The organism is Clostridioides sp. ZZV14-6009 (assembly GCF_020658095.1).
Classification (GTDB): domain Bacteria; phylum Bacillota; class Clostridia; order Peptostreptococcales; family Peptostreptococcaceae; genus Clostridioides.
The window spans coordinates 65,157-79,167 of sequence record NZ_JAGWDG010000002.1; the positions used below are offsets into that span (position 1 = coordinate 65,157).

At 26.5% G+C, this 14,011-nt stretch carries 16 protein-coding genes; 1 reads left to right on the top strand and 15 read right to left on the bottom strand.

Annotation, left to right across the window (positions count from 1 at the left end; all coding sequences use genetic code 11):
- Window positions 1-26: 26 nt before the first annotated feature.
- From KGF36_RS03600 to KGF36_RS03625, 6 genes are all read right to left on the bottom strand, one after another.
- Complete coding sequence (locus KGF36_RS03600) at window positions 27-401, bottom strand: RsiV family protein (RefSeq protein WP_413926880.1); 375 nt, start codon at window positions 399-401, stop codon at window positions 27-29.
- A 69-nt stretch (window positions 402-470) separates the two neighbouring features.
- Window positions 471-782: a hypothetical protein gene (locus tag KGF36_RS03605; RefSeq protein WP_227827414.1), complete on the bottom strand. Its 312-nt coding sequence runs from the start codon at window positions 780-782 to the stop codon at window positions 471-473.
- A 42-nt stretch (window positions 783-824) separates the two neighbouring features.
- The gene (locus KGF36_RS03610) at window positions 825-1,694 is read right to left on the bottom strand and encodes an anti-sigma-V factor rsiV (RefSeq protein WP_227827413.1); all 870 of its coding nucleotides are present in this window, start codon (window positions 1,692-1,694) and stop codon (window positions 825-827) included.
- 11 nt (window positions 1,695-1,705) lie between these two features.
- Window positions 1,706-2,188 (bottom strand): RNA polymerase sigma factor, encoded by a 483-nt coding sequence (locus KGF36_RS03615; RefSeq protein WP_227827412.1) that lies wholly within the window; start codon window positions 2,186-2,188, stop codon window positions 1,706-1,708.
- Window positions 2,189-2,239: 51 nt separating this feature from the next.
- Window positions 2,240-3,196, bottom strand: a complete 957-nt coding sequence (locus KGF36_RS03620) for a peptidylprolyl isomerase (RefSeq protein WP_227827411.1) — start codon at window positions 3,194-3,196, stop codon at window positions 2,240-2,242.
- A 69-nt stretch (window positions 3,197-3,265) separates the two neighbouring features.
- Window positions 3,266-4,099, bottom strand: coding sequence for a polysaccharide deacetylase family protein (locus KGF36_RS03625; protein ID WP_227827410.1), 834 nt, complete (start codon window positions 4,097-4,099; stop codon window positions 3,266-3,268).
- A gap of 502 nt (window positions 4,100-4,601) precedes the next feature.
- Between KGF36_RS03625 and KGF36_RS03630 the strand changes: the two genes are divergently transcribed.
- Window positions 4,602-5,450 (top strand): MBL fold metallo-hydrolase, encoded by an 849-nt coding sequence (locus tag KGF36_RS03630; RefSeq protein ID WP_227827409.1) that lies wholly within the window; start codon window positions 4,602-4,604, stop codon window positions 5,448-5,450.
- Between the two features lie 47 nt (window positions 5,451-5,497).
- On the opposite strand, the gene KGF36_RS03635 is transcribed toward KGF36_RS03630, so the two are convergent.
- The 9 genes from KGF36_RS03635 to KGF36_RS03675 form a co-directional block, all read right to left on the bottom strand.
- The gene (locus KGF36_RS03635) at window positions 5,498-6,835 is read right to left on the bottom strand and encodes an APC family permease (RefSeq protein WP_227827408.1); all 1,338 of its coding nucleotides are present in this window, start codon (window positions 6,833-6,835) and stop codon (window positions 5,498-5,500) included.
- Between the two features lie 809 nt (window positions 6,836-7,644).
- Window positions 7,645-8,313: a bifunctional phosphoribosyl-AMP cyclohydrolase/phosphoribosyl-ATP diphosphatase HisIE gene (gene hisIE, locus KGF36_RS03640; RefSeq protein WP_227827407.1), complete on the bottom strand. Its 669-nt coding sequence runs from the start codon at window positions 8,311-8,313 to the stop codon at window positions 7,645-7,647.
- A gap of 28 nt (window positions 8,314-8,341) precedes the next feature.
- Entirely contained in the window at window positions 8,342-9,100 is a 759-nt protein-coding gene (gene hisF, locus KGF36_RS03645; protein WP_227827406.1) for an imidazole glycerol phosphate synthase subunit HisF, read from the bottom strand.
- The gene (gene hisA / locus KGF36_RS03650) at window positions 9,082-9,804 is read right to left on the bottom strand and encodes a 1-(5-phosphoribosyl)-5-[(5-phosphoribosylamino)methylideneamino]imidazole-4-carboxamide isomerase (protein ID WP_227827405.1); all 723 of its coding nucleotides are present in this window, start codon (window positions 9,802-9,804) and stop codon (window positions 9,082-9,084) included. Before hisA ends, hisF begins: the two co-directional genes overlap by 19 nt.
- Complete coding sequence (hisH, locus tag KGF36_RS03655) at window positions 9,801-10,406, bottom strand: imidazole glycerol phosphate synthase subunit HisH (RefSeq protein WP_227827404.1); 606 nt, start codon at window positions 10,404-10,406, stop codon at window positions 9,801-9,803. The genes hisA and hisH overlap by 4 nt, the downstream gene beginning before the upstream one ends.
- A 1-nt stretch (window position 10,407) precedes the next feature.
- Window positions 10,408-10,986: an imidazoleglycerol-phosphate dehydratase HisB gene (gene hisB / locus KGF36_RS03660; RefSeq protein WP_227827403.1), complete on the bottom strand. Its 579-nt coding sequence runs from the start codon at window positions 10,984-10,986 to the stop codon at window positions 10,408-10,410.
- Between the two features lie 2 nt (window positions 10,987-10,988).
- Window positions 10,989-12,038 carry a histidinol-phosphate transaminase gene (hisC, locus tag KGF36_RS03665; protein ID WP_227827402.1) on the bottom strand — a complete coding sequence of 350 codons (1,050 nt, stop codon included), beginning with the start codon at window positions 12,036-12,038 and terminating at the stop codon, window positions 10,989-10,991.
- A 33-nt stretch (window positions 12,039-12,071) separates the two neighbouring features.
- Entirely contained in the window at window positions 12,072-12,698 is a 627-nt protein-coding gene (hisG, locus tag KGF36_RS03670) for an ATP phosphoribosyltransferase (protein WP_227432938.1), read from the bottom strand.
- 21 nt (window positions 12,699-12,719) lie between these two features.
- Window positions 12,720-13,664 (bottom strand): ATP phosphoribosyltransferase regulatory subunit, encoded by a 945-nt coding sequence (locus KGF36_RS03675; protein WP_227827401.1) that lies wholly within the window; start codon window positions 13,662-13,664, stop codon window positions 12,720-12,722.
- Window positions 13,665-14,011: the final 347 nt, after the last annotated feature.

Sequence of the window (14,011 nt, forward strand, 5' to 3'; positions counted from 1 at the left end):
TGTCTATTTAAAAATCTTCTATATGTCTACTTTAAATTTTTTATTACTTTGTCTGGTATTACAAACTCAACTGGCCCCATATAACCAGGAGCCACTTCATATTCATCAAAACTAATTACAAGGTTTCCATCTTTATTAAAATAGAAATCTTGATACTTATTTATAGACTCAAAATTTTTTACTGGGGAATCTTTTTCTTGGTCTATAAAATATGATTTTGTATTGTCTTTCTTAATTTGATTTTTCATCTGTTCTTTTATATTATCACTTATAACATCTATATATCTACTATCTTTAAAAAATATTGGTAAATTTAATAGTATTTCTCTATTTTTATCAATAGTATAATGCGTTTTAGTTACATATGAAGAAGCTTCTATCTCTTCTTTTTTAACTTCTATAGATAAAAAATCCTTAGAATTATTTTTTACACTATAACTTACATTTAAGTATCTATGACCTTTATTATTTTATTTTTTCATTTTATTCTGAAATTCACTATAAAGCTTTTTCCCATTTTCCATAAATTCATTGTTTAATTTATTCTCTAAATCTTTATCTTTTAAACCTTCTATCTTAGGAACTCTAATATTAACTTCATAATTATCTTGTTTTAGACTATAATTTTTAGCATTTATTACTTTTATCTGATTCTTTTTTACAAGTTTATTAGAAGAACTTCCTGCAAATATAGGATGTACATTTACTAATGCTACAAGTAGGCACACTGAAATCACAGCAATTTTAAATATAGATTTTTTAAGTTTTTTATATGTATTCATATTAACCTCCTTAATATATTTATATATAAATTACTATTCTATTTACAAATCTTTTATTACTTTATATGGGATTACAAATTCTACTGAACCCATATAACCAGGTGCTACTTCAAACTGGTCAAAACAAATTACAAGGTCTTCATTCTTATTAAGATAGAAATCTTGATATTTATTTATTGTTTTAAAATCTTTAACAGGAGAATCTTTTCCTTGGTCTATAAAATATGATTTTGTACTGTCATTTTTCATTTGATTTCGCATTTGTTCTTTTATATTATCACTAATAACTTTTATATATTTATCATCCTTAAAAAGCATAGGTAAAGTTAAAACTATTTGTCTTTTTTTATCAACATTATAATGTATTTTACTCACATATGATGATGCTTCTATTTCATTTTTTGTCATTTCTATTGATAGAAAATCTTTAGAATTATTTTTAACACTGTAACTTAAACTTAAGTATTTATGCCCCTTATTTTTTGATAATTCTATTTTTTCCATTCTATTTTGAAATTCATCATAAAGCCTCTTTCCATCTTCCATAAAACTATTATTTAATCTCTTCTCTAAATTTTTATCTTTTAAACCTTGTATTTTAGGAATATCAATTTTAGCTTCATAGTTTTCGTTCTTTAAACTATAATTTTTTATAGTTACTACTTCTACTAATCCTCCGATTATAGGTAATTTAGAAAAGTTATCTGCAAATACAGGACTTATATTTACTAATACTATAAACATACAGGCTGAAGCCATAATAACTTTAAATCTCCATCTATTTATCTTTTTATTTTGTTCGCAATATATATCTTTTATTTTCTTATGATTTATTATAGTATCTAGTTTCTTTGGTATTGGAATTTTATGATACTCATCTCTTAACTTATCTAACCTTTCTTTGTTTGTCATTCTTTTTATCCCTACTCTTCAATTTTTAATTTTAATTTTTTTAAAGCAGTATATAACCTAGTTTTAACAGTATTCACATTTTCATCCAATATTATTGCTACTTCTTCAATCTTTAAATCTTCAAAAAATCTCAATATTATAATAGATTTATATTCAATAGGTAATTCTTCTAACGCTTTTTTTAGGTCTAAATCAGTATACTTGTCATATTCTCCTGTCTCATCTATAAGAGTGATATCTGTCATGTTGTTATATTTACGGTTTTTTCTAATAAAATCTATACTCGTTCTAACTAGAATTTTATAAAACCATGTTTTTATATAATTTACTTCTTTAAGGTTTTCTACTGAATATAAAGCCTTATACATGGCTTCTTGAACCACATCTAAGGCGTCTTCCTCATTTTTTGTATAACTATATGCAATTCTATAAAAAGAGTCTTTATTATCGATAATGTATCTCTCAACTTTCCTTCTCTTTAAACTCTTAAACATTCCTGTAAAATCTCCCTCCGGCTACAGGCTAGGATTGAGTTTTTATAGATTCTATCTCTCTACTTTTGCACTTTCGTTCAATTTTTTTATGTGCTCAATATATTTTTCGTTTAAAATAGATTCTCTTACTAAACTCTGACACTCATTAAGACTTTTTTGTCTTTCTCTTTTATCAGTAACTTTGACTATATGATATCCATAACTAGTTTCAAAAACACCTGAAACCTCATTTTTCTTTAATTTGAATACTTCTTTTGTAAATTCAGCATTTTTATCATTTTTTGAAAAATATCCTAGCTGACCTCCATTTTTTCCAGTCGCTTTGTCATCGGAATATTTTTTAGCTAATGCTTCAAAACTTTCTCCATTTTTGATTTTAGTCAATATACTCTCGGCCTCTTTTTTTAAAGCTTCTTTTTTATCCTTACTTACTTCTTTTTTATTTTTATCTAAAGTTGATATCAATATTTGAGAAGCACTTACTTCTTCTACATTAAAATCTTTTTTATGATTTACATAATAAGATTCCATCTCGGCATCACTTATATTTATTTTATTTTCAAAGGCTTTTTTACTTTTGTCTATGGCTAAATCTCTAGATATTATTTGTTTTAAATATTCCTTATCTACACCTGCTTTGTCCATTTTTTCTTTATAGCTTGTATTCAAATTAATTTCATTTTCTAGTTCTTGATATTTTGAGTCTATATCACTTTTACTTGGAGTTAATCCTTTATCCTTAGCCTCTTGATATAAAAGTTCATTATCCACCATAAACGATATTATAACATTTTCTAGTTTATTTCTACCTTTTTTATCCAAACTTTTTTCCATTTCATCCAAAGATTGACCATTTATATAACTATTAGTAGCAGATAAGACTGCCTTTGTTTTTTCATATTGCGCCTTCGTGATTTCTACATCATTCACTTTAGCTAAACTTTTATTACAACCAGCCATCATTAAAGATAGTATTCCAACCATTCCTATACAAAGTTTTTTATTCAAAACACTTACACCTCACTCATTTTTTATTTTCAATTTTTAAAACTCTTAATCAACATTTTTTTATTTTTACTATTCTAAATTGCGTAACCAATAATTTTTTGGTATTTGATTTTGCTCTACTGCTGCAAATTCATAGCCTTCATCTGATAAAAATTTTAAAATTGAATCTAAAGCTTCTGCACTTTGTTTTTTCTCATGCATTAAAACTACAAGTTGATCTTTATCTTCACCTTTTCTATTCTTAATATGAGTTTTTACATTTTGTACAATTTGTGCAGAATTAGATTTCCAGTCTTCAGTATCTAAATCCCAATCCCAAATTTTATACCCTGCATCAACTAAGGCTTGATATGAAGCTTGTGGAGTATATGGTTTACTTCCATAAGGAATTCTTATTACTTTTGAATGTTTACCAGTTATACTATAAAGAGTCTGATCATTCGTATCAAATTCATCTTTTGCTGATGTACTAGTAACATAAAGTTTATGAATATCATGAGATACACTATGAAAACCTGCTGTGTTCCCATTTTTAATTATATTTTTAACTTGCTGTGGATATTCCTTCATATTTCCATCTATCATAAAAAAAGTTGCTTTAACATTATACTTATTTAAAGTTTTTATCATTTGGTCAGTAAATTTAGATGGACCATCATCTATAGTTATGTATGCTACTTTTCCAGAACTTTTACTAGGCCCTTTACTAACTTCTGCTGATGTATTAGATATTATATCTGTAATAGTAGAACTTGATAGTTTAGCATTTCTACTAATTTCATCTTCTTTTATATTCATATAACTAACTCGTATACCAATTATTATAAATGCTAAACAAACTACTATGGCACTTAAAAGCAAATATAATTTCTTTCTATTTATTTTTTTCTTTTTATTTCTCATCGTTCGACCTCCAATATTACTATATTTTTACATTTATATTTTTGTAGTATTTTAGAATCATAATCTTCACTACATATATATAGACGTTGAACTTCGACAAAAAGTTTTACCTAATTTTTAAAATTTGTTATTTTGATGATTATTATGCTGTATAATTTCTGTATAATTGTATAGAATGTTGAAAATTGAGTATTATATAGTGTTTTTTACAATTAATACTAGTTAAAATGTCGTTTCTAATTTTTAAAATTTATAATTTTTTTTCTATAAAATAGAAATTTTAAATAAGAAATATATTACGAAAACACTATTGTTTCTTGTTTTGACTTCATATGTTATATATTCATATACAATTGTTTTTGTTATTAAATAAAAATTTATAAACTTGTCTACAAAGTGTTATACTTTATAGGCAAATTTTTACATTACAACATAATAATTTGTTACAATGTAAGTATTAGTTGTATAAAAATTCTAAAAATATTATTGGGAGGTATTGTTTATGAAGGTAATTTCTTTAATTGAAAATATTTCTGGCTCCAAAAACTTAAAATCTGAACATGGTTTATCTTTGTTCTTAGAAATTAATGATAAAAGATATATATTAGATACAGGAAAAAGTGGAGATTTTATAGAAAATGCTAAAAATTTAAATGTTGATTTATTAAATTTAGATGCACTTGTAATATCTCATAATCATTCAGACCATATTGGTGGTATAGATAAATTTTTTGAAATTAATAAAGATATTAATGTTTATATAAAATCGCAAGCTAAATTATATGAATATTTCTGCCATAACGAAAATCAGCAAGAAAACTACTATATAGGAAATAGAAAAGGCTTGTTTGAAGATTTTAATAAAAACTTCATTTGGATAGATGATTTTTACAAACTTAGTGAAAATCTTTATATCTGCTCTGATAAAAACAATAATAAAGATTTCTTTTGTAGAGACAAAAATCTGTTAAAATTTAAAGACAATATGTTCATTGAAGATGATTTTAAGCACGAATTATTCTTAATATATGTGGATGGAGACTATGTATCAATAATAAGTAGTTGTAGTCATAGTGGAATTGTAAATATCGCTCATACGGTTAAAAAATACTTTCCAGATAAATCAATTAAGTTTATTATTGGAGGATTTCATATGGATAATTTATCAAAACAGGGTGGACTTAACTGTTCTACAGAATACATAGATGATGTCATAAAGGAACTTAACACAATTGGTTTTCAGAAAATATATACATTCCATTGTACAGGACTAGTTGCATTTGATTACATGAAAGAATTACTTGGAGACAAAATAGAATATTTTAAGACAGGTGACTTTTTAGAAGTGTAATTTTATAAACTAAAAATAAAAAAATAAAATCATAAAGTATTTATAAACTAGTTAGACTCATTTTTTGTTCTCTTAGTCATATAAGCATACACTGGTAATCCTATAGCTGTTATTATAAGACCTCCAACAGATATCATAGTAGTTTTCATACCTGCGAAGCATAATTGATTAACTACGACAAATATACCACTCACTATAGCTATTATTGGAACAATTGGATATAGTGGTACTTTGTATTCTCTTGGTATATCTGGGTGAGTTTTTCTAAGCTTCATTACCCCTATAAATGTCAATACATAGAATATCCAAGTAGCAAATACTGCTAAATCAGTTAATAAATTAAATTGACCTGATAAAGCATAAATAGCTGCAAGAACAGATACTAATGCTATAGAATTTGCTGGAACTTGAGCAGAATTTAATTTAGAAAACACCTTATATTTAGGCAAAGTTTTATCTGTTGCCAAAGTATAGGCCACTCTTGAACCAGTTAATAAGAATCCATTTAATGCTCCAAATACTGAAATTAATATACCTACAGATATTATTTTTCCACCTATTGAACCAAATATAACCTCAGCAACTGCTGATGCTGGTGAAGCGTAAGTAGCTAGTTCACTAGCTGGTAATACCCAAAGATATGCCAAGTTTATTACAAAGTAAACAGCCATAACTACTGATAATCCACCTATTATAGCTTTTGGAAGGTCTTTTCCTGGATTTTTCATTTCTCCAGCCAAAGTACCAACATTCATCCATCCATCAAATGCAAATAATATAGCAATTAAAACTTGACCTATTACACTACCTAGACTTAGTCCTTCACCAACCATAGGACTAAGTATTGGATTATCTCCACCACCTTTAATAAATCCAACAATCATTATTAATATAAGTGGTATTAATTTACATATCGTAGAAATTGTTTGTATAGCTCCCCCAGTTTTTGAACCCAACATATTCAACCCTGCAACTATCACTATAATCCCAATTGCTATTGGAAGTAATAATGATGAATTACCAATTAAAGCTGATGCTTGCTCTCCAAATATGACACCTAATGCTGCCATCATCCCAGGATAAAATAATACAATTTGCATCCATCCAGTTAAAAATCCTAATTTATCTCCATAAATCTCTTTTATATATACCATCATTCCACCAGTTTTTGGTATTGCAACTGATACCTCTGCAGCTGTAAGCCCAGCTGTTATAGTTATGATTCCTGCTATTAACCATGCCAATATACCAAGTCCTGGAGCTCCTCCAGTTAATGTATAAACTGCTTGTGGTTTAAAAAATACACCTGCCCCTATTACTGAACCTACAACAGTTGATAATGCTGCAGATACACCAAGAGTCTTTTTTAGCTCACTATTTCCCATTTTTTTCCTCCTACTTCATCTTATTTAATTTTAATTTCATAGTTATATAAGCATCTACTATGCCAATATTATAGAAAAATAGTTTTTATTATTTATTAAAATAAAATAACATATGCTAAGCTTTTGTAAATTTTAATTTTAACTAAAATTAAAATTTTTTTAAAAAAATTATAAAAATTAAAAATCCAAATACGATGATACTTTCTTCATAACAGTTAAATTGTTTTACATTTAAATATCCATTTGCCTCTTAGAATAGCTTACATCCCTAAGTCAAAATTAATTTAAATCTTTTGCAATAAAATTTCACTGTTTTTCAAAACATTTTATTATATTCATATAATTTGTATTTTATTATTAATTTTTTTGACGGAATAATATCATTTTTATTTATTTTATAGCTTGTTTTATAGTAATAAATAATTTAACAATTTATTATAACCCAAATTAAACCATAAATCAAAATTAATATTTTATTTTTTAGTAAAAAATAAAATATTAATTTTGAAAACGTTTACTTTTTATTAAAATTTAGCCTATTCCATCTTAAAATATATCCTTTTTAAGCCCATATTATTCAATATGAAAATTAATTCAAAATCATTCTTCTTAAATATTAATTAGATAATGATGTTTTTTCTAAAACAAATAATGTATTATAATCGTTTTGTAGATAAATTGTATACATAATAAACTTAAGCAAGAAACCTTCGATTTTACTCTACAATATAAAAATAGAAAATAAGAAAGTATACCATTTTTTCTAAAAAACGGTATACTTTCTTATTTTCTATCAATCTATCTTTATTCTATTTTCTTCTTTTAATTAATTCTTTTTTTATTTCATCAATTTCAACATCTTTTTCTATCATTAAAACCAATGTATGATATACTAAATCACTAATTTCATAAATAAGTTCACTTTTATCTTCATTTTTTGAAGCTATAATTACTTCACTGCTTTCCTCTCCAACTTTTTTAAGAATTTTATCCAAACCTTTATCAAAAAGATAGTTAGTATAAGACCCCTCAATAGGATTATTTTTTCTTTCATTTATTAAATCATATAATTCTTTTAATGTATTTTTTTGTACTTCAAAATCAATTTTATCAGTATCATCAAATAAATCTCTATAGAAACAAGAATAATTACCTGTATGGCAAGCTACACCTGTTTGTTCAACTAAAAGTAATATTGTATCTACATCACAATCATAAGAAATTTTGACTACTTTTTGAATATTTCCAGATGTCTCACCTTTAATCCATAATTCTTGTCTACTTCTGCTAAAGTAACAAGCTATTTTTTCTCTTAAAGTTTTCTTTATAGACTCCTCATTCATATATGCTAACATCAATACATCTTTACTTATTACATCCTGAACAACAGCAGGAATTAATCCTTTATCATCAAATTTTACATTTTTTATAAATTCTTCAAATTCTTCACTGCACATATTATTACATTTATCATTCATTTTCCCATTCTCCTTATAGATATTTAATTTATAATCTTACTTCTACACCCATTTCTTTTAAATACTTCTTCAAATCCTTTATTTTTATCTCTCCAAAATGAAAAACAGATGCTGCTAAAATTCCATCTACATTAGATTCTTTGACTGCTTCATAGAAATCTTCCATTTTCCCAGCCCCTCCAGATGCTATAACAGGTACATTTACTAAAGATGTTATTTTTGAAAGTAACTCTATATCATATCCATTTTTCATTCCGTCTTCATCCATACTATTTACAACAATCTCTCCAGCTCCAAGTTCAACACCTTTAACTGCCCATTCAATTACATCTAAATCTGTTTTCTCTCTACCACCTTTTACATATACACTCCATGAACCTTCTTCATTTTTTTTTGCATCTATTGATAAAACTACACATTGTGCACCAAACTTTAATGAGGCTTCTCTTATTAATTCAGGATTTTTTACTGCTGATGAATTTATAGAAACTTTATCAGCACCTTTTCTTAAAATATTAGTAAAATCTTCTAATTTATTTACTCCTCCACCCACACAAAATGGGATATTTATATTTTCTGCAACTTTAGATACAAATTCTAAAGATGTCTTTCTGTCTTCATTTGATGCAGTTATATCATAAAATACAAGTTCATCTGCACCACAGTCACTATAAAATTTTCCAAGGACTTCTGGACTATCAACATCCACTATATCTGTAAATTTTTTCCCCTTTACAACTCTTCCATTTCGTACATCTAGGCATGGTATTATTCTTCTAGTAAGCATAGTTGTTGAGCCTCCTTAAAGTCTATCTTCTTATCATAAAGTGCTTTACCTATTATTGCTCCATATAAGTTCATATTTTTAAGTTTTTTGATGTCTTCAATAGAAGTCACTCCCCCAGAAGCAATAACATTTAAAGATGTCTCTTTTGATATTTTTTCATATATATCAAAGTTTGGACCTTGAAGCATACCATCTTTTGATATGTCTGTATAAACAATCGTCTTTACTCCTGTTTTTTCAAGTTGTTTACATAAAGTAAGAGAATCTACATTACTTACAACTTCCCAACCTCTAACCGCTACCTTTCCATCTTTAGCATCAATTGAAACAACAATTTTTTCTTGATATTCATTAACCAACTCTTCAACTAACTCCATATTTTCAATTGCTATACTCCCAAGTATCACTCTAGTAACACCTGCTTTTATTAAATTTTGAACTTTTTCCTTGTCTCTAACCCCTCCACCTACTTGAATAGGTATTTTTATATTGTCTGCTATATTTTCAATTGTTTTTGTATTTACACCAAATTCACTTCTAGCTCCATTTAAATCTACTATATGTATATATTCTGCACCTTCATTTTTCCATTTATATGCTACCTCTAATGGATTATCATAATATACATTTACTTTATCAAAATCACCTTGAGTTAATCGTACACATTTGTTATCCTTTATATCTATTGCTGGAAATATTATCATTTTATCATCTCCCCATATGCTTTTAATATGTTTAAACCTACTTCTCCACTTTTTTCCGGATGAAATTGTATACCATATACATTATCTTTTCTAACTATAGCTGGAATCTTCTTCTCATACTCTGAAAAAGCAACAAGTTCTTCATTTGATGAATTTGCATAATATGAATGAACAAAGTATACATAGTCATCTTCTTTAATATATTTAAGGATATCATCATTTTTCTTATTAAATTTTAGATTGTTCCATCCCATATGTGGAACTTTTAAACTTATATCCAGTTTATCAATGCTACCTTCTATAAGACCTAACCCTTCATATTCTCCATATTCATAGCTTTTTTCATAAAGTAATTGCATGCCCAGACATATGCCTATTAAAAACTTTCCCTTTGACACATGTTCTTTTATTATTGGTACCAAATCTAGTTTATTTAAGGCATTTATAGAATCTCTAAAAGCTCCAACACCTGGAAGTATTAGTGAATTTGCCTCCTTTATTTCATTTAAATTGTTAGAAATTTTAGTTTCTATTCCAGCCTTTTTAAAACCTCTGGACACAGAATCTATATTTCCTAGACCATAATCTACTATTATATTCATTTTATAAGACCCCCTTTGAAGATGCTATTTCATTGGAAATTACTTCACTACCTTCTTTCAACGCTCTTGCAAATGCTTTAAAAATACTTTCTATTTTGTGATGGTCATTTTCTCCATACAAAAGGTTAATATGTAAAGTTACTCTAGATTCGTTTACAAAAGCTCTAAAAAATTCTTTAAAACACTGTGTACTCATACTACCAATCATTTGAGTATCAAACTTTGCATTAAATACAAGATATGGTCTGTTGCTTATATCAATCGATACCATGGATAAAGATTCATCCATAGGTATGTAGATAGTAGAATATCTTCTTATTCCTTTTTTATCCCCTAAAGCATTTTTAAATGCCTCTCCTATAGCTATACCTATATCCTCAACACTATGATGGTCATCTACATATATATCTCCTTTACAAATAACCTTTAAATCAAACTTACCATGAAATGCCATTAAAGTAAGCATATGGTCTAAAAATCCAATTCCAGTATCTATCTCAACTTTTCCAGTACCATCAATGTTTAGTTCTACTAAAATCTGTGTTTCAAGTGTATTTCTTTCTATCTTCCAAATTCTCATACCTAATTCTCCTTTTGAAAAATATCTTTTATAGTATTTACAAACATAATATTTTCTTCTTTATCACCAATTGTAACTCTATAATAATTTTCTAGTTTTCCACTAAACTTTCTTATTAGTATTCCTCTATCAATCAGCTTTTGTGATAAATTTTCTATCTCAGAATAAAACAATATAAAATTTGCTTGTGATTCATACACTTTGAGACCTATATCAATCATTTCTTTATATAATTTTGCTCTTTCTTTTTTTACTTCCCTTATATAAGATTTCACTACTTCTTTATTTTGCAATGCTCTTGTAGCAATGAAATCTGATAATGAATTTAAGTTATATGGAGGTCTTACCTTCTCAACAGAGTTTATTAAACTACTATTAGATAACATATATCCAGTTCTTATGCCAGCTAATCCAAATGCCTTTGATAGCGTTCTAAGAACGATTAAGTTTTCATACTCAAAAACATTCTCTAACATGCTTTCTTCCCCAAAATCCATATATGCTTCATCTAAGACTACTAAGCTGTTAGTTGAGTTTAAAAGTTTTATTATGTCTTCTCTTTTAAGTATTGTCCCTGTTGGATTATTAGGATTACAAACAATTATTATCTTTGGATTATTTTCTTTTACTTTTTCAATTACATCATCTATATTTATAACTAAATTTTCATCACTCTCAACACCTATAAACTTTGAACCATTTATCTGACTGTATATAGAGTACATGCTAAAACTTGGAGAAAAACTTAATATTGTTTCATCTTTATCTACAAAAGTATGTATTATCAAATCAATTATTTCACTTGACCCATTTCCTACTAAAAGGTTTTTCTTACTTACTCCAGAAACATCTATGTAGTTTATTATAGACTCTTTTAAATCGCTATAAGAGTCTTCAGGATATAAATTTAAATCTATATCACTATCTCCAAGCTCTTTAACAAGATACTTAAACAACTTTTTATTTCCTTCATTTGCATCAAGCTTTACCTTACAATTTACACAATTTGGTTCGTATCCCTTTAGCTCTCTTATACTTTCTTTTTCTCTCAATTTAAACCTCTCCTTGTCAATTTTAATTATATTTTAGTTATCAATTTCCTTAAACAAACGAATTATATTTTGAATTTGTTCATACTTAAATCTATAACTAGCTCTATTTGATATAATCCTAGCACTTATATCGCATATATCTTCTAATATTTCAAGTCCATTTGCTTTAAGTGTATTACCCGTTTCAACTATATCAACAATTACATCTGATAAGCCTACTATTGGAGCTAGTTCAACAGAACCATTTAGTTTTATTATTTCAATTTTTTGACCTTTTTCTTTAAAGTATTTTTTTGCTATGTTTGGGTACTTTGTTGCCACTTTTAGATATTCATCTTTTCTATATATACTATCTCCCTTTAGTCCTGCTACTGCAAATTTACACTTTCCAAAACCTAAATCATATATTTCATATACATCTGTTTCATTTTCTAAAATAGTATCTTTACCTGCTATACCGAGGTCAGCAACTCCTTTTTCAACATACGTAACTACATCTGATGGTTTTACATGTATATATATGATTTTATTTTTTTCATCTTTAAAAATTAGCTTTCTTGTATCAGTATCTATACTATCCCCCAACCCCATTTTTTTAAATTTTTTAAATGATTCCCCTTCTATTCTTCCTTTTGCTAATGCTATAGTTAAATAATCCAAAATAATACCTCCTTTTCAATCTTACTTATATACATACTTCATTAATTCATCAACACTTAATGTAAATCCAATAGCTGGAATTTCTTTTCCATACTCTTTAGTTAGAGAATCATATCTTCCACCGCTTAGAATTTCTTTATATGAGTCTGGATAGTATCCTCTAAACATAACTCCTTCATAATAGTCAAGCATTGTAATCATTGATAAGTCAAATCTAGCTTTATCTAAAAAATTACATTCCTCAATTAAATCGTTTATTTGTTTTAACTCTTCAAGTGCTTGTTTCATCTTATCATTACAATAGAATTTTTGTGCCTTTTCAATAACATTATATAGATTACCTTGAAAACTTAAGATATTTGATAATAATTCTTTTACATCATTTTTAATTTTTAAATCTTCAATATATACTTTTAGTTCATGGTTATTTTTGGTATACAATAAGTTTTTAATTTGATTTTCACAATTCTTGTTCAATTTTAATTCCTCTAATAGTCCATTAATATATTTACTACTACCAACCTCCAAAATAAAATTATTGTTGTACTTTTCAAGTATCTTAAGAGCCAATTTTACCACTTCTCTATCTGCTTCTAAAGAAGATTCTCCTAAGTACTCACAACCTATCTGTCTTATCTCTTTTATTCCAACTGTATTCTTATTTTTATATATAGATGAATTATAAAAAAGTTTAAGTTTTAAACCATCTTCCCATCTTGGTATGAGACTTTTTATTATACTTGTAGTTATATCAGCTCTTAGGACCATTACTCTTCCATTTACAACCTTTACCATAGATTCTTTTGGAATTTTACTATTTATATTTGTAAATTCATCATATTCTTCAAATAATTGTGGTTCTATTTGAAAATATTCTTCATCTAAGAAAAGCCTGTCTATTTCTCTTTTTAATTTGTATCTTTTTTTAGAATAAATAACTTCATCTTCAATCCTTAAAAATTTCATACTCTCACCCTTTTCATTAAAATTACTCTTACATTTGCAAATTTAAAACAATAAAAAAGCCATATAGGCTTTATACCTATATGGCTATAATTTTCTTTTAAAATTACTTCCCATCATAGATACAAGACCAATTACACTAAAAACAGGGCTTGTGTCTATGAATCAATTTCATATTACAATCCCTTTAGTCTATGATGATGGTGATGATTTAATTTTATATTTAATTTTTCTACATTTAATCTCACCATGATAATTTCCTCCCAAATATTTTTTATTAATATTCTAAATTTACAGTTTTTTTATTACTATTAATGATAATATACTTTTCAAAAATTGGCAATAGTTAT